Annotated in this window: 18 protein-coding genes; 4 read left to right on the forward strand and 14 right to left on the reverse strand. The window is 47.9% G+C overall.

Annotation, left to right across the window (positions count from 1 at the left end):
- Positions 1-228 precede the first annotated feature (228 nt).
- From MHI43_RS17975 to MHI43_RS17985, 3 genes are all read right to left on the reverse strand, one after another.
- Positions 229-666 (reverse strand): hypothetical protein, encoded by a 438-nt coding sequence (locus MHI43_RS17975; RefSeq protein ID WP_036660779.1) that lies wholly within the window; start codon positions 664-666, stop codon positions 229-231.
- The gene (locus MHI43_RS17980) at positions 656-1,129 is read right to left on the reverse strand and encodes a MerR family transcriptional regulator (RefSeq protein WP_036660781.1); all 474 of its coding nucleotides are present in this window, start codon (positions 1,127-1,129) and stop codon (positions 656-658) included. Before MHI43_RS17980 ends, MHI43_RS17975 begins: the two co-directional genes overlap by 11 nt.
- 211 nt (positions 1,130-1,340) lie before the next feature.
- Positions 1,341-1,445 carry a DUF6254 family protein gene (locus MHI43_RS17985; protein ID WP_015735743.1) on the reverse strand — a complete coding sequence of 35 codons (105 nt, stop codon included), beginning with the start codon at positions 1,443-1,445 and terminating at the stop codon, positions 1,341-1,343.
- Between the two features lie 289 nt (positions 1,446-1,734).
- Between MHI43_RS17985 and MHI43_RS17990 the strand changes: the two genes are divergently transcribed.
- Positions 1,735-2,607, forward strand: coding sequence for a hypothetical protein (locus MHI43_RS17990; RefSeq protein ID WP_036660783.1), 873 nt, complete (start codon positions 1,735-1,737; stop codon positions 2,605-2,607).
- Between the two features lie 107 nt (positions 2,608-2,714).
- Here MHI43_RS17990 and MHI43_RS17995 read toward each other — a convergent pair whose 3' ends face one another.
- Complete coding sequence (locus MHI43_RS17995; RefSeq protein WP_015735745.1) at positions 2,715-3,635, reverse strand: arginase family protein; 921 nt, start codon at positions 3,633-3,635, stop codon at positions 2,715-2,717.
- 105 nt (positions 3,636-3,740) lie between these two features.
- On the opposite strand from MHI43_RS17995, the gene MHI43_RS18000 reads away from it, so the two are divergent.
- Complete coding sequence (locus tag MHI43_RS18000) at positions 3,741-4,082, forward strand: helix-turn-helix domain-containing protein (protein ID WP_015735746.1); 342 nt, start codon at positions 3,741-3,743, stop codon at positions 4,080-4,082.
- A gap of 23 nt (positions 4,083-4,105) precedes the next feature.
- Here the strand turns inward: MHI43_RS18000 and MHI43_RS18005 are convergent, their stop codons facing one another.
- From MHI43_RS18005 to MHI43_RS18015, 3 genes are all read right to left on the reverse strand, one after another.
- Positions 4,106-4,945: an SUMF1/EgtB/PvdO family nonheme iron enzyme gene (locus MHI43_RS18005; RefSeq protein ID WP_015735747.1), complete on the reverse strand. Its 840-nt coding sequence runs from the start codon at positions 4,943-4,945 to the stop codon at positions 4,106-4,108.
- Between the two features lie 172 nt (positions 4,946-5,117).
- Complete coding sequence (locus MHI43_RS18010) at positions 5,118-5,753, reverse strand: glycoside hydrolase family 11 protein (RefSeq protein WP_009592475.1); 636 nt, start codon at positions 5,751-5,753, stop codon at positions 5,118-5,120.
- A gap of 307 nt (positions 5,754-6,060) precedes the next feature.
- Positions 6,061-6,768 carry a DNA alkylation repair protein gene (locus MHI43_RS18015; protein WP_036660786.1) on the reverse strand — a complete coding sequence of 236 codons (708 nt, stop codon included), beginning with the start codon at positions 6,766-6,768 and terminating at the stop codon, positions 6,061-6,063.
- Between the two features lie 511 nt (positions 6,769-7,279).
- Here MHI43_RS18015 and MHI43_RS18020 point away from each other — a divergent pair.
- Positions 7,280-8,491: an MFS transporter gene (locus MHI43_RS18020; RefSeq protein WP_015735750.1), complete on the forward strand. Its 1,212-nt coding sequence runs from the start codon at positions 7,280-7,282 to the stop codon at positions 8,489-8,491.
- 121 nt (positions 8,492-8,612) lie between these two features.
- Positions 8,613-10,076 carry an Msr family ABC-F type ribosomal protection protein gene (locus MHI43_RS18025; protein WP_015735751.1) on the forward strand — a complete coding sequence of 488 codons (1,464 nt, stop codon included), beginning with the start codon at positions 8,613-8,615 and terminating at the stop codon, positions 10,074-10,076.
- Positions 10,077-10,199: 123 nt separating this feature from the next.
- On the opposite strand, the gene MHI43_RS18030 is transcribed toward MHI43_RS18025, so the two are convergent.
- The 7 genes from MHI43_RS18030 to MHI43_RS18060 form a co-directional block, all read right to left on the reverse strand.
- The gene (locus MHI43_RS18030) at positions 10,200-10,421 is read right to left on the reverse strand and encodes a helix-turn-helix transcriptional regulator (RefSeq protein WP_015735752.1); all 222 of its coding nucleotides are present in this window, start codon (positions 10,419-10,421) and stop codon (positions 10,200-10,202) included.
- 11 nt (positions 10,422-10,432) lie between these two features.
- Positions 10,433-10,915 carry a DUF2975 domain-containing protein gene (locus MHI43_RS18035; RefSeq protein WP_015735753.1) on the reverse strand — a complete coding sequence of 161 codons (483 nt, stop codon included), beginning with the start codon at positions 10,913-10,915 and terminating at the stop codon, positions 10,433-10,435.
- Between the two features lie 166 nt (positions 10,916-11,081).
- Positions 11,082-11,534, reverse strand: coding sequence for a hypothetical protein (locus tag MHI43_RS18040; RefSeq protein ID WP_015735754.1), 453 nt, complete (start codon positions 11,532-11,534; stop codon positions 11,082-11,084).
- A gap of 340 nt (positions 11,535-11,874) precedes the next feature.
- A complete protein-coding gene (locus MHI43_RS18045; RefSeq protein ID WP_015735755.1) occupies positions 11,875-14,493 on the reverse strand; it encodes a family 16 glycosylhydrolase in 2,619 nt (872 codons plus the stop codon).
- Between the two features lie 429 nt (positions 14,494-14,922).
- On the reverse strand, positions 14,923-15,879 hold the full coding sequence (locus MHI43_RS18050; protein WP_081746267.1) for an MFS transporter: 957 nt from the start codon (positions 15,877-15,879) through the stop codon (positions 14,923-14,925).
- A 128-nt stretch (positions 15,880-16,007) separates the two neighbouring features.
- Positions 16,008-17,264 carry an MFS transporter gene (locus tag MHI43_RS18055; protein WP_015735757.1) on the reverse strand — a complete coding sequence of 419 codons (1,257 nt, stop codon included), beginning with the start codon at positions 17,262-17,264 and terminating at the stop codon, positions 16,008-16,010.
- Between the two features lie 174 nt (positions 17,265-17,438).
- On the reverse strand, positions 17,439-18,656 hold the full coding sequence (locus MHI43_RS18060) for an MFS transporter (protein WP_015735758.1): 1,218 nt from the start codon (positions 18,654-18,656) through the stop codon (positions 17,439-17,441).
- Positions 18,657-18,746 lie beyond the last annotated feature (90 nt).

Here is an 18,746-nt window from a genome sequence, read left to right on the forward strand (position 1 = left end):
CAAACCACATTTTGGGGGCTGAAGGTAACATCTATTGATCGAACACGGATCGATATGCTCGGGGCCACATCAGGGCCGGAATCTGCTTCATTATTATAACTACACGATATGGCTGATAACTACAGCCGGCCTTTGGGCCGGCTGCTTTACATCGATTGATATCATCAAAGGATACTGGAATCATGTTCAACAAAACCCATGGACCTCTCTCATTATGGTAATCTTTCACTAGCGCTTACTTGACAGTAGCGTTGAATCCTTGGGCTCTTTTGATTTCATTTTAATGCCCAACAGGATGAAGATGACATAGATTACGATCGCAACCGAATCGACTACCGTGTCCGTTAATGACGAAACATTTTGAACTGCCGTTATGCCTAAAATGACCATCAGTCGTACGATCAGCAGCGATACAATCATCCATGCAACGGCCTGGATTTTCGATCGTTCGCCTTGGAATGCCATGCAAATGAACGCGATACCGAAGACCAGATTCTCCGCTGTGATGATATGCCAGACATACGTGAATATGATCTCGGAATCCAAGGCGATCTCGCTCGCGTGAAGTGTCGGCAGTACAGCGGATTGTCCGTTCCAAGCATGCGTAATGGCAAATAGTACGGCAAGAATACCGGCAATTAAATAATATGGATTCTTAATCTTCATGTCCAAGACATCCCTCCTCGGATATTCCATTCTCCTTCCTGCGAATCGTTTGGTAAATCTCGCGAACGAACACTGCCAGCCGCCGGTCGCTTTCATGATTAAGGTCCCTTAGCGTTTCGGCTGCTAACTCAAGCAATTGACTGACCTTTTCCAGATGAGCAATCTTCTCGCGCGTTTCCGCATTCTTGGCATCAAGGAACGAAGCTACCTTCAGGCATTCTGCTGGGTCAACCTCCTCCATGCCGTGGAATCGAAACTTCTCCTTGATTTCGTTCAGCGACAAGTCAGCAAACTGCAGGATTTGAATATTCATCAAATCCATGAGGTCCCTCCTCGAATACCTGCGGTACCGATTGTCTTCCCGGGCCGGCGATACGATTCCAATTCGGTCATAGTAGCGAAGTGTATCCTTGGGGATTCCAAGGATTTGCGAAACTTCTTGTATTGAATATAATGGTTTCATGCATTCAAAATAACATTGGAGTAAACTCCAGTGTCAAGTCACTTTTTTACGAGTTCACCATTACCTTATGTCATATCTAATCTAGACTTACTAGTGCAACCATGATCAGAAGAACAAACAAACGTCGTGGAAAGGATTGTTGAGGATAAAAAAGACTGCCGGTACCTTTCACCGGGCAGTCTTTTGATTTCCAAGTAGTATGCTCTCCAACCTATTCGCTGGACAGTTCCTTGAGCGATTTGATTTTACCATGGGGATGCTGTTCTTGCTTACGCGACTTCCAGGCAGCTTCTTTCCTTCTCTTCTGGTGAGCCATGACAGATATCCTCCTTTGGAAACAGAGATGTATACTACCATCTTATATTGTCATTCCCCGGCTTGGTTCATTCATGAAAATAAGATGCACAACACCACGTGTTTTACTCGCGCGAAGCCCAGGACCTTCATGGCATTGAGAAGCTCATTGGATCGCTCATCTATCGCTCAATTCTGCTTGGTCCTTTAAACGCATGTCCTACGCTGCTTGTTCCGTTTATAATGGAATATGGACAACCCGTCGTTACCTGAAGAGCGGGTGCAACCCCCGTCGAATGAAAGGAGCTTCCATGGACAACAAACAAATGCGCATGTTGAAAAGGCTGTACCATCATACCAATTACAACTATGACAGGGAGCGTGAAGTAAGCATATATAATACAGAAACACTTACTGCGGCAGAGCAGGAGCTGTTGGAGGCCAGCGGATGGGTCGCAAACGATCCGCAGTATATTCGGCATGACGAAATCATGGGCCGACTGATCGAGCTGCGTTCGAACGTTCGCTTGACCTGGTCCAGCATTGGCAATGCCTTTGTTGCAGGGGTGGGTGGAAGCTGGCCCCGAGGCATATCCACGCTGGCCAGTTATCACGCCATGATTCATGCACGCCCCCACGCTTACGAGGAACCCGAATGGCTTCGGGCTTGCAAGGTCTGTGGCTTCAGCCACAGCCATGAAGGCTGGGACAATCTGTCTTACATACGTTACGCGATGCATTTGGGCAACAATTACAGCGGGTCAAGCTTCGGCGCATACGTGGATATGGCCGAGTTGGTCGAACTGCTGGAGCAAGAGCCCGTTGAGGCAACGGACAATGACAAGCACGCCTTCAGAAAGCTGCTGCAGAGCTTGGACCGGGCCGAGGCTGGCGAAACGCCAGGGCAGTATGAGAAGCGGTTAACCGGCGAAAAAATCTTGAAGGGTCACGCGGGCATTCGCCGTGGCATGCTCCAGGCGCTAGCTAGGGTGGGCGTGCTCCCCAACCGCATCCTGGAGCTCGCTCCGGACCGCTGGACGGACACAGCAACAATCATCCATGCCGAGTTTGCACTGGACAACACCAAGGGCCGTTCCGACATGGAGATGCCTTGGGCTGGCTGGCAAGGCAGCATGGGCGTCGATTGGAACAAAGCCCGCGCGATTTTCGGCGATTGGGTTTGAATGATCGAGACAGGAGGTTTCCTATTAAGCGCTGCAGGAAACCTCCTTTTTGATCATTGCGACTTCTGTCCCGTATGATCCATCTATGATAAAACGGTTAGTGGCTTTTAGTTATTTAAAATAGGCATTTCACCCAGCAGTTTCTTCAAATAAATAGAATCCCATGGCAGATGCTCCGTGATCCCTAAACCCACGACATCGGTCTCTTCAGACAGTTCTTTCAGCAGATGAAGCAGCTGCGGCAATTGCATGGTTCCCTGGGGAGATAAATTGAAGGGTTCTTCAGGATTGGCGAACAGCAAAGACCGGAATGCCTTGGGATCAAGCACGTCCAGATCGAGGTGAATGGCCAGGTGCTTAATGCCGCGTTCTTTAATCCACGCTTTAATAGGCGCAGTACTGTTCTTCAACTCCTCGGTGCCAGCAGTTCGAATGCCCAGCCTCTGAATCATGTCTGTGTCCAGCTCCGCAAAACCGATGCCTAGCTTTTGGAATCCTTCCGAGATCACCTTGGCTTCTTGTTCGGTAGGCGTTGCTAATCCTGCAATAAAGACGTTTTCGGGTTTTAGAGGGATGTTCACATGTTTGGCAAACTCCTCATCCCCTTCTCCCAACAGATTCCCAAGCGGTACCGTATGCCCGTTGTCATAGCCTACATACCTCACCAAATCACTGTGAGCATCGATCCAGATTAAACCTAACTCCCCGTCGTATCGTTCGTTCAAATAGGCAAAAGGAGCTTGTTCGACCAAGCAATCACCGCCAAACATGACAATGCGATCCGGCTTATGTGCATGGATAAGATGATGAGCCGCCTTTAACTGTTCGAGCAGCTGTGTTCTGCCATTCATACCGTTCTCGTTTACAAGAGGCGTTCCATCATAGGTTTGGACGGGAACATGGATAAGGGGTTGATCATTATCCGGAGCCAGCCAAGCAAGCAGTTCGGCACCAAAAGAGTAGTTGGGGTTGTTCCCCCCTTGCCATTGCGGCATTAACAGGCGTATCGTTTTCGTTTTTTTAGTCATGCTGTTGTCTCCTTTACTTCAAAGTAAGGTTAGTATAGACTGAGCACAAATAAAAAAGTAGTACGCACTTATTTGAAAGGTACTACCCGAAAGGATAGTGTAGATATGAGCATGGCTGAATTTAAAGGTAAAGTTAAGAATATTCAAGATACGCCTTTTGGTTATACGGTGTCCGTGATCGGCGGCAAATGGAAAATGGTCATTATCTACCTTCTTGCAGAAAACCAAACGGTCCGCTTCAATGATCTGAAGAGACAGATCGGCGCCATTACTTACAAAACATTGAGTTCGCAGCTTAAGGAATTGGAGGCGGATGGACTCGTGAAACGGAAAGAATACCCTCAAGTCCCCCCTAAAGTCGAGTATAGCCTCACGGATAAAGCGGTAACGCTATTACCCGTTTTGGAAGGGTTATGCGAATGGGGAGTAAAGAATCAATACGATTAAAATCGGAACGGCTGGCTCCTTGACTACGCTCCGCGAACGACCCGAAACCCTTGGTCCGGGCCAAAGCCATTGGCATCGAATTTGCCTCGGAACGAGATCTCGTTGTTGCTGACGTCGCCGATCCAGCCGCCGCCCTTCACCACCCGAAAGATGCCGCTCTGGCTGTTCGAGTCGCCGTACCAGTCCCAGCACCACTCCCTAACGTTGCCTGACATATCGTATATGCCTAACTCGTTGGGCTTCTGGGTGCCGATCGATTTGGTTTGATTATGGTTGTTCTCGATGACGGGCCAGTTCCAATCTCCGGATAAGTACTGATCTCCGGCGTTTCTCCAATACCATGCAACCTCGTCGGCATTATGGCTTCCGCTGTATGCGTAACCCTTGCTCGCCTGGCCACCGCTTGCAGCATATTCCCACTCCGCTTCAGTAGGCAGCCGGTAGCCGTCAGCTCCCTCATTGATCGTTACGGTCCATTTGATATGATCATTATCATTCTTATTATTTGCGTCTTTTTCATCCTTGTGGATGTTGTAATACGGTTCGAATCCTTCCTGTATGCTTCTTCGATTGCAGTACTCCACAACGTCATACCAACTCACCATTTCAACCGGCAATTGATCCCCTACGAATTCCGAGGGATTGCTCCCCATGACTTCCTCCCACTCTTTTTGAGTGACCTCATATTTGCCGATATAAAAGCTCGATACCGACACGCTTTGTCCAGCGTAGTTGGACTTGTTGTTCTTAATAGGCCCCCCTTCTACGAACACAAGATCTTCCTTCTTATCAGGTTTATCCTGCGAACAAGCGCCGATCACAAGCATTGCTGCTATAAAAAGAAACAAGCATAGCTTTCTCATGGATAGATCTCCTTTAAGCTGATAGAAGAACCGATAGAACCAATAAGTCATGCCCCGGTCTGCAACTCGCCTCCGGCAACGTCGAAGGCCGCTGCTCAAACAGAGAACGGCCTGCAACGCATCCGGATAACGGATTGGTTAGGATGACGGCTTACTTATGATTGATGGTTGATTACCACACCGTTACGTTGGAGCTCCCGCTGCTTTGATAGCCCTCTGTCGCTAACACCTGGTAAGACCAGCTGCTTCCCAGATTCATTCCTTTGCTTGCCCATGCGTTCACGTGGTTGCTGAACGTGATGCTGGAGTTTACGCCTGTAGCTCTCTTCGATTGCCGAACGCTCCAATACTGGGCAAATGTTTGTGTGCCGTCAATCGAGGGCGCGTTGTATCGCATCGTTGTATAGATGTCATAGGTGCCCCCATCGCTGGTTACAGTGCCTTTATGCGTTCCGGTAGGCCGGTAAGTCCCCCAGCTGTCAACGACGTAATATTCGATCAGCGAGTTTCTCGTCCAGCCGTAGAGCGTCAAATACCCGTTGCCGGACGGCGCCCAGACGCCGGCATTGTAGTTAATCGTCCGGTTCGGCGATCCGGTATTCCAGCCTTTGCCGACAACGAAATTCCCGGTATTTTGCCACGTTACGCTGTAATTGCCTCCGGAGCCGTTAACGGCATTGACCGTTCCGCCGCCATCGGTCCAATTCTGCCAGTAGTCCGTCGCTGCGTTTGAGGTTGTTGCAAACAAACCAAAACTCATGGAAGCTGCCAGCACCAGCGTCATTACCTTTTTACTAAACTTAATCATAATCTACCTCCTCTTTTGTGTTTGCTCTGTACAACCGAATGTCGAATGATTCTCTTTTTTTACTTTTACCTCCTTTCTAAACAAATTATAGGATGACAGCGGTTACATAAAAATTAACAAATTAAATATGATGTATAGATTATCTTGGTAATTATAGTAAGTAATGGGGCGCTACGGATATTCGTTGATAACTTGCCGCTAACCTTGCCGATACCATAAACAAAAAAAGCCGCGTTACCCGCGACTTATGAATGCTTATATTTTGTCCCTATTCGATTGAGCTCGATTCTTCCTATTGCAGATGTTCCTAACACCTTACATATTTGCGTTTAAATCCGATCTTCCCTCTCTCGATCTCTTTTTGAATATTGTCGGAAGCCAGCAGGATGCTGCTCTTCTTCTTGTCCCTTTTGATTTCGACTGGGCCGACGGCCTTCGCGATTTCTACCGCCTTATCATGGCTTGGCAAATAAGAAACCCCTACGGTGTATATAAAATTGTTCATAGCGGATTTCGATCGTTCAGGGGAGTCGTGGATCTTGTCTTTCACCTGTTCGAGCATGCTCTCGATCTTGACGGTATCAAATGCAGCGTCCGCACGGTTACCCAAAAGCCAGCAGTAGCAGCTCCAGCCTGCCGACATTTTAAGCTCTTCACCGCTAGCGATCCACTTATCGGCAACAGCTTGAGCCATTTCCGTTTCGGCCAAAGTCACGGCAACCACATAATCTGAGAGCATATAAAAATAAGCCCGATCCATCCAACGATCGAAATCGGCTTCCGTCATGATCATGGGGTCTGCAATAATGCCGGCAAAATACATTGCGTCATAGTTGCCGGTGGCGTATAGCTGCTCTGCTAAAGGTTGATTTTTCTTGATTTGCTTTGCTAACGGCTTCATTGCGCCAGTAGCAACCCCAAAAAGCGGCTCCTGTGCACCATTGCTCATATAGGTTTTTTTAATCCGTTCCTTGCCGAGTGCCTCTAGTTCCTGCATAACCACGTCGAATTCCAATATAATCCACTTCCTTTTTTGTACAGTATTCATTCACAAATCACGTAGATATCCGGGTAAGGATGGAAATATATTAATTACGAAAAATTATATCATAAGTCGGCTTGTGCAGCCTTACAACCAAAGTCAACCATGTTGCGTCAACTCTTTTTGAACAGCCCCGCTCCTTGTTATGGTAGGTTGCTCCTGCTGTATTGACAGTAATGGCAGTCGATGTTATGATTCAACGTATCATTTATGAGGAGGCTCGTGATCTATGTTACATTCCATGCGTATAAGATAAGCTGGCAATAAAAAAGCGGATTTTCCAACCACAATGTGGGCTTTTTTTGAGCTGCTTATTTCCTGCGTATGTAGACATAGATTGCGACACGGTTAGCTTTTTTGCTATGCCTTTGTATCGCCATCTTCTCTCGTTATTCATGCAGATTTAAGCCCCATTGTGGACTCGAATCTGTATTTTTTATTGCCAAAAAACAACCGGACAATAAAAAATACAGGGAGAATGGACATGATACAACAAAATTGGAAGCGAAATTTCTTTACGATCTGGGCAGGTCAGGCGGTTTCACTAATTACGAGCGCCGTCCTTCAAATGGCTATCATTTGGCACCTAACCGAGACTACAGGATCAGCTATGGTGCTTTCCATGGCAACCATGGTAGGTTTTTTGCCTCAAGCCGTTTTGGGAACCATGATCGGTGTTTTGGTTGACCGATGGAATCGGAAATTGGTTATGATCGGTGCAGACCTTATGGTAGCAGCCGCTGGTGCTGCCTTGGCCATGGTCGCATTCTTCATCGATCTACCAGTATGGGTCGTAATGATCGTGTTATTTGTCCGTAGTATCGGAACGGCTTTTCACACTCCTGCTTTGAGTGCCGTAACGCCTTTGCTGGTACCGGAAGATCAATTAACGAAATGCGCTGGGTACAGCCAATCGGTACAATCTGTGAGTTATATTCTAAGCCCAGCTATTGGAGCTTTCCTATATGCAACATGGGAATTAAACGCCATTATTGCCATGGATGTATTAGGTGCATTGATTGCCAGCTCCACCGTGGCCATGGTTGCTATCCCGACGCAAGTTACGGCGGTCGAAGATGTTAAAGGTAAATTTTTCGAGGAAGTAAAAGAAGGATTTCGTATTTTCCGGGAATCCAAGGGGTTGTTTGCATTGCTCTGGATTGGTGCGCTGTATATGTTTGTCTTTATGCCAATCAACGCATTGTTTCCCTTAATGAGCATGAGCTATTTCGGCGGGACGGCAACCCACGCTTCGATCGTAGAAATCGTCTTTGCTCTTGGAATGTTGATTGGCAGCTTGTTGCTTAGTGTTTGGGGCGGCTTCAAGAACCGAGCGATGAGCATCATTTTTTCCATATCGTTGATGGGAATTGCTTTGTTCATTTCCGGCCTGCTGCCGATCCACGGCTTCCTGATCTTCGTTCTGTGCAGCGCATTGATGGGCTTTTCAAGCCCGTTTTACAATGGCGTACAGATGGCCCTGATTCAAGAGAAAATTCAACCTGAGTATTTAGGGCGTGTATTCGGCTTATTGGGCAGCATGATGTCCTTCGCCATGCCGATCGGATTAATCGTGTCGGGTATATTTGCTGATCGAATTGGAATTCATACGTGGTTTATGTTATCTGGGCTATGCATCATAGGAATTGCAGTTCTATGCGTGCTGCTTCCATCTATCCGAAATTCAGACAAATAAATATGAAATGAGGCAAATTCTTATGAGATCCATCCATTGGTTCTTCTTTATTTAAACCTCTCTTCTTCAATCGCAGGCGATCCTGCGAACAGAAACTGCGATTTTTGAAGGAGGAATCCATATGGGATTTTTGATAAAAGCAAAAGATATGGTTGTGGAATATTCGGGGCGCGATGTACTGGACATTGATGGACTAGAGCTTTACGACTATGACCGAATCGGTCTCGTAGGCGCGAACGGAGCAGGTAAAAGCACACTGCTAAAAGCCTTGCTGGGGGAAATTCCTTTGTCCCAAGGTACTGTCATTCGGGAAGGCAACTTCCGTTATATTCCCCAATTGGATGATGTCATTGTACAGGAGATTCAAGATTACGCTTTAATCGGCAAGCTGGGAATTGAGAGCTGTGAAGCGGAATATATGAGCGGCGGTGAAGAAACACGGCTAAAAATAGCACAGGCCCTCTCCGGAGAGGTGCACGGAATTTTTGCCGATGAGCCGACATGTCACCTGGATCGGGATGGCATAGACTTTCTGATCCACCAGCTTAAATATTATTCCGGCGCCTTGCTCATCATCAGTCACGACCGTTATTTCCTTGACCAAGTCGTCGATAAGATCTGGGAGTTGAATGAGGGAAAAATCACGGAGTACTGGGGCGGATATTCCGATTACCTGCGCCAAAAAGAAGAGGAGCGGCATAGTCAGGCTGCAAAATATAAGCAATTTACTGCGGAACGGGAGCGGCTGGAGAAAGCTATTACCGAAAAGCTTAGCCAGGCTCGAAAAGTGGATCAAAAGGCCAAGGGCGCTTCACGAAAAAACAGCTCCGAAGGCGGCGGCCGTCTGGCTCATCAAAAATCGACGGGAAGCAAACAGAAAAAGCTCCATAATGCCGCTAAAAATATGGAGCATCGAATCCAAGCGCTTGGTGAGGTGAAACCTCCTGAAGCCATGCGATCCATCCGTTTTCGGCAAAGCAAAGCTTTGGAGCTTCATCATCCGTTTCCGATTACAGGGAAAGACATTTGCAAACAGTTTGAGGGCAAGGAAATTTTCGAGGAGGCCACCTTCCAGTTTCCATTGGGCGCCAAGATTGCGGTCACCGGCGCGAATGGATCCGGGAAAACGACGCTTTTCAAGATGATACTCCATCGTGAGCATGGTATTTCCGTATCCCCTAAAGCGGAAATCGGCTATTTTGCCCAAACGGGTTACAAGTTTGACCGTGATCAAGGGGTTATGGAGTTCATGTTGGAAGACAGTGATTATGAAGTGTCGGATATCCGAGCCGTTCTGGCATCGATGGGATTTTCTCAACAGGACGTAAGAAAGTCTTTATCCGTGTTGAGCGGCGGAGAAATCATGAAATTGCAGCTTGCCAAAATGCTGTTAGGACGGTACAACATCCTGCTGATGGATGAACCCAGCAATTTTCTGGATCTTCCTGCGGTGGAAGCGCTGGAACAATTGATGATGCACTATGCGGGAACGATCATATTCATATCGCACGATGTCCGTTTGATCGAGAACGTAGCCGATACCGTATATGTAATCGAGGACAAAAAAATCATTCAGAGGGCTTAATCACCGTTCGGGTCTTCAAGCGGATAATAGGGTATGTTGTTTCGCTGTGTAAACCGTTTGGCTTAGGGCAGCCTTTTATGGCGGGTCCTAAGCCTTTTTGCGTTTAATTAGGATGCTCCATTTTTATTCCAGCTGGTCTTCGTCCATTCGATATTCTAAAATATCTCCGGGCTGACATTCCAAAGCCTTACAAATCGCCTCTAAAGTCGATAATCGAATCGCTTTTGCCTTTCCGTTCTTCAATATGGAAAGATTGGCCATCGTTATTCCAACCTTCTCCGAAAGCTCCGTAACGCTCATTTTTCGTTTAGCCAGCATCACATCGATATTGATTATTATGGCCATGTCGTTTCACCTCAGATTATTAAGTCGTTTTCCGATTTGATATCGATCGCTTCTTGTAACAGTCTTTGAAGGACGGCGGCAAAAACGGCAATCACCATGGAGGCGAAAATCAAGACCAATCCGATCAAGATGATGCCCGGGGCATCGTCTTTCTCCGCGACAAGATAGAACAGCGGCAGGCCAACCACGAACAAGCTGCTGATTGTGATTGCACAGTATTTTATAATTTTTAAAGCTCGTACAGACCATTCCGAGAACGCCTTGTTCTTATCAATATAACTTAAAAGCTTAAAGGCTTGATACAGCGCATAGTAAAACGGGATCGCCGCGGCATAAAAATCGATGAATACGAGATATTTAATATAACTCATATCCGGATACAGCTCGGCAGCGAAATTCGCGATCTCCGGCACCAAAAAGATGCACAAAGCAAGAATCGGAATACCGATAAGAATAACAGCCACCTTTAAAAAGAGCGTTGAAACTTGTTTCATCAAGAGCACCTCACTTCGATATTTTCATTTTTGACTTTAACATATAATTTATCGATTTACAATAAATCATTATTGTTTTTAATTATATTATTGCTGTTACACGATTTTATTCTGCAAAAGAAAAAAAGCATTCTTCATTAAGAAGAATGCTTTCATCCACAAAATGTTACCGGAACAGGGATTCAAAGACGCCTGAAGCGAAATCGCTCACGATTTTATACTCCTTGCCGTATCTTTTATGCTTGCTCGAATGGTTATAAATCAGTATATGGTCTGGACTATAAACGACTATTGTGAAGGTCGGGCCGTATTCGGTACTCAACCGGATCTCAAATTCGTCGCCGCTGTGATCCCTTACGCTGTTCTTACGAAGTTTGAGTTCCGAGAAGCCGTTCACGATGCGATCAATCTCCGCTTGATCCGTCATTTTCATCTGCTGCTCGTTCGGGCGGTTCTGGTTTCTTACAATGTCCAGCTCACGGATCGCGCCGGACTCCTTCAGCTGATCAAGGACCAACTCCTTGAACGAGGTGCGGTTTTGACTTGCCGAATATGCCGTCGCGCTAAGCAGGATCAGGACGCAGATTGCCAAAAAGACATACCAAAAGCGCTTGCTCATCCGCATCTCCTCCCTCGTGGTAAGTCATTAAATGACAAGATTGTTTTCGAGTGTCTCGGCAGCTTCTTCCATAACTATATCAAAACACAAGGCTTATCGTTTGGTAAAGCGACTCAAAAAAAATGGTTCCTGTTAAGGAGTTGTTAAACCCATGCGTTTCTTCACGATGTTTCAAGCCGAGTTGCGGTACCAGTGCAATGCTTATAGGAAAAACAAAATAACAGACGGAGGGAAGTCGTAAGACTTCGCCCCCGCCTGTTAGAGGATGTGAATTGTACTCCTGCAACCGAATTTGTTAACCGTATCTCCAGTTAATAGCATGATCTGCCGAAGTATCGATTTACTCCGGCATTCCCTGGGTCACGCCATGGATATAGGTGAGCCAAGGGGTATCCAAGGCTCCTTGTCCCGGGTTATAGGTGAAAAAGTACTCGACGGTGTCCCCTTGCTTGAGATTGTTTACAGGGTAAGTATAGTTGCCGTTCCCCGTTGGGGTCATGGCTACGTTCAGCTGCCCGCCGTTATTGATCTTGTAATGCAGATCGGCAAAGGTAGCGCCGTTGATATAGAACAGCAGGTCATTGCCGATTTTTTTCAGTCCCCTCGCCTCATCGCCGATGACAATCACGCTGGATGGTGCCGGTACCACCGTAATCGTGGAAGAAGCGGTTTTCTGGCCATCGACGCTTGTAGCCGTAACGGTTGCCGTACCCGGAGCGAGCCCCGTCACGACGCCTTCCTGACTCACAGAGGCAACACTCGCACCCGAAACGGACCAAGTCACCTGCTTATTCGTTGCATTGGAGGGCGCTATGCCGGCGTTTAACTGAAGACTCTGACCCACTTCCACTTGTGCGGAGGTTGGATTCAGCGTGACGCCGGTAACCGGCACATTTCCGGGATTTCCGCTGCCGTTTTCTTTATAAACCCGCACATAATCGACCTGCATCGTAACAGGAATATCGGACGGATTCGGGGAAATGCCGCCGTCAAAATTTCCGCCGAGCGCCAGATTCATGATGAGGTAGAAAGGCTGATCGAAAGGTGCGTTCGGATTGTTCGGTGCCGCCAATGAATACCATTGTTCATTCGTCACTTTGAAGAAGAACTTGCCATCCACATACCATTTGATGTTGTCCTCTTCCCATACGACGGAATAGACATGGTAGTCATTGTTGATGTTCTGCCCTTCCGGGAAATGATATTCGCCAGAAATATGTTGGTTCGCCGGCCATGTTCCACCGAAGTGCACGGCACCGCTCGTTGAGCCTGGCAATCTCCCTCTCGCTTCCATCACGTCGATTTCGCCGGATGCTGCCCATGTTCCGTAAGGGCTGTCTTGCGGCAGCATCCATAGTGCCGGCCATACGCCATTTCCTGTCGGCAGTTTGGCACGGAAGTCGACTCGTCCGTACTTCAGGGTAAAATGATTCTTCGTGTTAATCTTACCGGAGGAGTATTGGGCATACCGGCTTGGATCCTGCGGGAAAGACTTGGGATCGTTCAGTGCGCGGATGTTCAGCTTCCCGTCCTGCACGAACACATTTTGCGCACTATCGGTATAATGCTGCAGCTCCGCGTTGCCCCAGCCCCAGGTGTTTGGATCATCATTGAGATAATAACCTTGTTCATAGTTCCATTTGCTTGTATCCAATGTCGTGCCATTAAATTCATCCTGCCAAATGAGGTTCATGCCTTGAATGGCCGGGTCGCTTGGTGTCCCGATCGCAATATCCTCTTGGTCGCTTACATCCGGACGAGGAGCATCCGGATTGCCGATCAACGTGTAGTTGACGTAATTGCTGCCCACGCTGCCGCCTTTTTGCCCGTTCAGTGGATAGCCGATCCGGATCTGCATATCTTCCTGGATGGGCTGAAACCACAGGCCGTAAATATAATCGGCCCAATATCCCCACTGATTCGCATCGGACATGTTGTTGTAGCCATTGGCAGCGTATGTAAATCCGCTCTGGCCGGAATTCCCCAGCTCAACCCACTGCCCGTTGATGTTAATCTGGTATACGAAATTATCAAGCTCCTTGCCTATCGGCGCTCCCCCGTCAATCTTAGGCAGCGGAATGCCGATCGAACCGTTTGCATCTGCCGTAAAGGTCGTTCCCTCATAAGGCGTAATGACATATGAGTTTCGTACGGCTTCATTAAAAGTGATGGTATACACAACGTTAACCCCGGAGGTTTTCGATTCCAATTTGACGTGGATCGACTCCGTAACGTTAAACCAGTACCCGCCGCCTCCATCGGTGAATTGTCCGAAATTATGATCATAGATCCAGCCGCTTGCAGCGTTGTTGTCGATGTCGATCCAGGTGCTGCTGTTAACCGGTTTCACAAACACCTTCAGATCATCAGCGACGGCTGCATAGGTCACGGCCGGATCGTTATTGAACGTAGGGTAGGTAAAACCGGCGCCACCCGTAAAGCTTGCAGTAATCTGCGGCCCTTGCGTCGGCGTCATGGCTGTGATCGTGGTTTTGTTAATGTTCTGAAATACCAGCCTGTAATCCAGGGTAACCCCATTCGCTTTCGAGTAAAGCTGAATCTCCGTCGTTGCAGAAAGCGTGAACCAATAACCTGTAAATCCTCCGTCGCTCCAATGTCCCCAATTCTGATTATAAATAAAGCTGCTCACACTATCGATATCGACCCAGCTGCCGCCCACTTTCACTTTGACGCCCACGTCTTGGGCTACATCATTCCAAGTAGCTGCGCCTCCGTTGAATATGGGCATGACAAAGCCATAGCTGGCCTGTCCGACTCCTGATTTGGAGATGACCGGTCCGTCAGCCGCCGAAAAATAATCCATCGAGGTAACCGTGAAATCTGCTGCCTCGACCTTTGAAGCTGGCCATAATCCGACACTAGCCAGCATGACAACCGCGAAGAACAAACTCAATCCCTTTTGCAAGTACCGCCTTTCCGTCGCGTAAGATCTCTTCATGAATACCCTCCCTTGTTCATATTATGTGCTCTCAGCATTAGCGCCTGTAGGAAAACGCTTACAGCTGAGGACGTCTTCATTCTATCGAATTCCTAATCTGATGAATAGGTACCATATTTAGGTTGAGGTCTCAATATTTTGGATAACTAAATGCAAAGACTAGGCTTTCCGTCAGAAATTAACGAATCATGGTGTGTAGAGTTATTTTCCATACGACAATGAACAGAAGGCTGCCTCTTCGGCAGCCTTTTGTCTTTTGGATCAGTTGACATAATATTAATTGGGTAAACTTTAAAGTTCATGATCGCCTGATATCGATTCCCTCATTTTTCTTGCCCTAATAGATAAAGGAGCTGTAGGCCTAATGCTCATTAGCTCCTTTTTCTTATAGCACCAACTTTGTGGTTATCATGTGGAGGACGCTAACAATTACGTCCCTTGGTTCGCTTGCTTGCTCAAAATTCGGTTCACTTTCTCGGCGCTTAGCCACATGAAGATGAGGAAGGCAAGCACAACGGAAGGGAACAATCCGATGCTTGTCTGCGAAGCGACCAATCCAAACATGGGGGGAAGCAGCGTGGTCCCCGTATAGGCGACGGCCATTTGATAACCCATCAGCTTGGCCGAATGTTCTTTTCCGAACCGAGACGGCGTTTCATGAAGAAGTCCAGGATAAATGGGCGCAAGGCCAAGTCCAATCAGCATAAATCCCGTCAGAGAAAAGGAAGCACTAAGAGGTAGCACAAGGATAATCGCTCCTAGAATGGTGATGAGCTGTCCATAGCGGATCAACAGACGATTGCCAACCTTCAGCGTGATAAAGCCGGTAATCAGTCTGCCTAGCGTAATTCCTCCGTAATATAAAGAAATCCATATGGCAGCCGTATCGGCTGAAATATGTTTAGCACCGACAAGGTAACTAGCTCCCCACAACCCCACCGTGGTTTCGACTCCACAATAGAATAAAAATGCCGTAAGCGTTGGTTTAACGCCTCTGATTCGAAATATGCCTGCTTTTACGATCTGCTCCTGTTGGCGCTTTTCATTATCGACTACATTTTCGGTTTGCGGCCGGTCAATCTCCTGCATTGCTGCGACGCGTTTCCATAAAGGGAGCGTAATGAGCAAAATGATTACGAGCGAGAACTGGATTATGGATACAGCTGTATATCCGCTTCTCCAAGAATTATGATCTGCAATGTAAGAGGACATAATAATGGGCCCCATTGTTGCCCCGACACCCCAAAAGCAATGTAACCAGTTCATATGATGCGCCTTATAATTCTCAGCAACATAATGATTCAAAGCGGCATCCACAGCACCCGCCCCTAATCCCAGTGGAATGGCCAGAACGACAAGCCAAGCCCCCCTGCACACATGTATCATCTTAATCTATGTTATCCCTATGATATACTACTTTACCTGGTATACAAAACGGCATAATTATGCGTTAAGAACAAAAAAACCGCATATGTCATGCGGCTTTATATGTTACTGAGATGAGATCCGGTAAATTAATTCGGTGAGGCTTCTTCCTGCGGCAGCGGCATTCCCGCTTCAACCAATCGCTTATTGCGCATGAAGAAAACCGTAAGCACGAGCATGAACAATCCGGTACCGACCAGCAGCCATTCGATTTTGACCACGTCGGCAAGCGGACCGAATATCAGCATCCCGATGGGCATCATGGAAGTCGAAATCATCCCGAAGACACCGAATATACGCCCCAGATAATTTTCATCCACCTTCTCCTGCAGCATGACGGTCGTTGGCGTATTAAATATGGGCATCGCTACTCCGAATACAGCCATGATGGCCAAATAAATCCAGAAAACAGGCACAATGCCGAGCGCAAACGTGGACACGGCCATGACGAAGCTGGCTATAGCCATCGTGTACACTTTATTATTAAAGCCGCCCCAGGAAGCAATGATCCCCCCTCCAGCCATCATGCCGACGGAAAACGCGATTTCGATTGCCGTCAAGCGCCATACATCGTCCCCGAAGCTGCGGGTAACCTGCAGCGGGGTCAGAAAGGCTGCAGGCGCCATAAGCACGAAGAAAAAGGCGAAGAAGATAAAAAACGACTTGAGAAAAGCATGCTGTTTAATGTAGACCAAGCCCTCTTTGAAATCGTCCAGATAGCCCGTGCTTTGCGTGTCCGACGCCTTTTTGTGCAGCGGAATTTTGAGAAAGACAAACAATGTAAAGATCGCGATCGCAGCCGTAACGACGTCGATAAAAAAAATCGCTTCGATCGTTGCTACGGTGAGCAATCCCGCGCTGACGATGGGCGCTACGAACATGATCAGCGCTTGTAGGCTGCCGTTAATACCGTTTACTTTCGTCAGCTTATCTTGCGGCACGATTTGAGGCAATATGGCTCCGACCGCTGGAGTCTGAATGCCGGCCCCGAGCGCGCGTACGGCGGAAATGATAAACAGCAGCCAAACCGCCTGATAGCCAAGCATAAACGTAATGGCCAACATCAGCGTAACCACCGCGATCATAGAATCCGCGATCATAATGAGCGTTTTACGGTTGAAGCGGTCCGCCCATACCCCGGCAAAAGGCGACAGCACGAACGTCGGAATGAATCCGCAAATAATATACAGCGTCATCATGATGCCCGACTGCGTCGTCAGCGTAATGTGCCACATAATGGCATATTGAACCAAGGCAGACCCGAACAGCGAGAGTGTTTGGCTGCTTAAAAAGAGAATGATGTTCCTTTTCCAATGGATTTTCTGGGCATCTTCGGTTTCTGACATCGTCCCACCCTTTCGTATGATCTCGCTCACGCGAATTACACTCATTATACCGTTTAACGTTAGGCGACATTTCTTTTTAATTGCTCATTATGGATTATCTACGATCCATATATCCTACAGAATATTTCTAAGTTATCCTATAAAACGCTTGATGAAAACATGTATCGCCTTTTCTTATTTGCTGCCGCGCTCCACCTTGCGTTCCGTCAGAAAGTAGAGCAATGCCAAGGCCGGAAAAAGAACGCCTAGCCACATCGCCGCTTTCCAGCCGCCCATAGCGTATGCCCATCCCCCTGCTGCGGAGCCTATGGCCCCGCCGGCAAAAAAGATCGCCATATACAAGCCGTTCAGCCGGCTCCGTACCTCGGCTCCCAAAGTGAAGATCGCGCGTTGTCCCAACACCAAATTGGCGGACACACCCATATCCAGCAGGATGGCGGCAAGTACCAGGATCACGATAGAGAGCAGAGAACCGCCGGCAAACACAATCGGCAAAAGTCCGGATAGTATCACCAGCACGATGGCAATTCCGGTTGCGGGCCGGATCAGACCCTTATCCGCAAAGCGGCCGGCAAGCGGTGCGGCGGCCGCGCCTGATACTCCAGCCAAAGCAAACAACGCAACGCCTGCAGAGGAAAAGTGATACAGCGGACTTGTTAATACAAGCGGAACCGTTGTCCAGAACAGGCTGAACATCCCGAACAGAAAAGCGTGATACAGCGCCCTGCGACGTAGTATCGGCGTCGTTTTCAGCAGCCCCAGCATGGATGTGATGATTGCAGGGTATTTATCGGTTGTTTGCGGCTTCCTTGCCGGCAATACTTTGATCAAAACCAGAGCCAGCACGAAGAGAATGGCGGATGACATCATAAAGATAGCATGCCAGCCGAAGTAATTTTCCACCAAACTCGAAACCGGACGGGCCAGCATGATTCCTAACAACAGTCCGCTCATGACATTACCGACATTGCGTCCTCTCGTCTCCTCCGGGGAGAGATGCGCTGCATAAGGGACCAGGATCTGGGCCGCAACGGACCCCACGCCGATAAACAAGGAGGCGGCAAGAAACAGAGCGGCGTTTCGGGCTGCGGCGGCAAAGATTAAGACGACGGCCGTCAGCATCAGCAGCGTAACCACCAGTTTGCGATTTTCAAGCAAATCTCCCAAAGGAACGATGAACAGCAAGCCGATCCCGTAACCGATTTGGGTCAGCGTGACGATAACCCCTGCGGCTCCTGAAGATAATCCTATAGATGAACTGATCGACTCAACTAAAGGCTGCGTATAGTAAAGATTGGCAACGATCAAGCCGCACGCAACAGCAAGAATCAGCATAATCCAGGGGGACGCGGAAATCTCCAACTTGCCCTTTGCATTTCCATTAACATTCATGAGAAGCACTCCTTTTATAAAAATGATAGTGTAACTATATTGGAACGTTCATTCCAATATGGGAATACGTTCCCTCTCCGTGCTTAAGCA

This window comes from Paenibacillus sp. FSL H8-0457, assembly GCF_038051935.1.
GTDB classification, from domain to species: domain Bacteria; phylum Bacillota; class Bacilli; order Paenibacillales; family Paenibacillaceae; genus Paenibacillus_AQ; species Paenibacillus_AQ lautus_A.

Bases quoted from the DNA above. Each gene is read 5' to 3' on its own strand.
- MHI43_RS18000 (WP_015735746.1), top strand. From the start codon at position 3,741: ATGAGCATGGCTGAATTTAAAGGTAAAGTTAAGAATATTCAAGATACG.
- MHI43_RS18040 (WP_015735754.1), bottom strand. From the start codon at position 11,534: ATGAGCAAGCGCTTTTGGTATGTCTTTTTGGCAATCTGCGTCCTGATC.
- MHI43_RS18035 (WP_015735753.1), bottom strand. From the start codon at position 10,915: ATGAAACAAGTTTCAACGCTCTTTTTAAAGGTGGCTGTTATTCTTATC.
- MHI43_RS18060 (WP_015735758.1), bottom strand. From the start codon at position 18,656: ATGAATGTTAATGGAAATGCAAAGGGCAAGTTGGAGATTTCCGCGTCC.
- MHI43_RS18045 (WP_015735755.1), bottom strand. From the start codon at position 14,493: ATGAAGAGATCTTACGCGACGGAAAGGCGGTACTTGCAAAAGGGATTG.
- MHI43_RS18010 (WP_009592475.1), bottom strand. From the start codon at position 5,753: ATGATTAAGTTTAGTAAAAAGGTAATGACGCTGGTGCTGGCAGCTTCC.
- MHI43_RS17985 (WP_015735743.1), bottom strand. From the start codon at position 1,445: ATGGCTCACCAGAAGAGAAGGAAAGAAGCTGCCTGGAAGTCGCGTAAG.
- MHI43_RS17975 (WP_036660779.1), bottom strand. From the start codon at position 666: ATGAAGATTAAGAATCCATATTATTTAATTGCCGGTATTCTTGCCGTA.
- MHI43_RS17990 (WP_036660783.1), top strand. From the start codon at position 1,735: ATGGACAACAAACAAATGCGCATGTTGAAAAGGCTGTACCATCATACC.
- MHI43_RS18025 (WP_015735751.1), top strand. From the start codon at position 8,613: ATGGGATTTTTGATAAAAGCAAAAGATATGGTTGTGGAATATTCGGGG.
- MHI43_RS18030 (WP_015735752.1), bottom strand. From the start codon at position 10,421: ATGGCCATAATAATCAATATCGATGTGATGCTGGCTAAACGAAAAATG.
- MHI43_RS17980 (WP_036660781.1), bottom strand. From the start codon at position 1,129: ATGAAACCATTATATTCAATACAAGAAGTTTCGCAAATCCTTGGAATC.
- MHI43_RS18020 (WP_015735750.1), top strand. From the start codon at position 7,280: ATGATACAACAAAATTGGAAGCGAAATTTCTTTACGATCTGGGCAGGT.
- MHI43_RS18050 (WP_081746267.1), bottom strand. From the start codon at position 15,879: ATGATACATGTGTGCAGGGGGGCTTGGCTTGTCGTTCTGGCCATTCCA.
- MHI43_RS18005 (WP_015735747.1), bottom strand. From the start codon at position 4,945: ATGAGAAAGCTATGCTTGTTTCTTTTTATAGCAGCAATGCTTGTGATC.
- MHI43_RS18055 (WP_015735757.1), bottom strand. From the start codon at position 17,264: ATGTCAGAAACCGAAGATGCCCAGAAAATCCATTGGAAAAGGAACATC.
- MHI43_RS17995 (WP_015735745.1), bottom strand. From the start codon at position 3,635: ATGACTAAAAAAACGAAAACGATACGCCTGTTAATGCCGCAATGGCAA.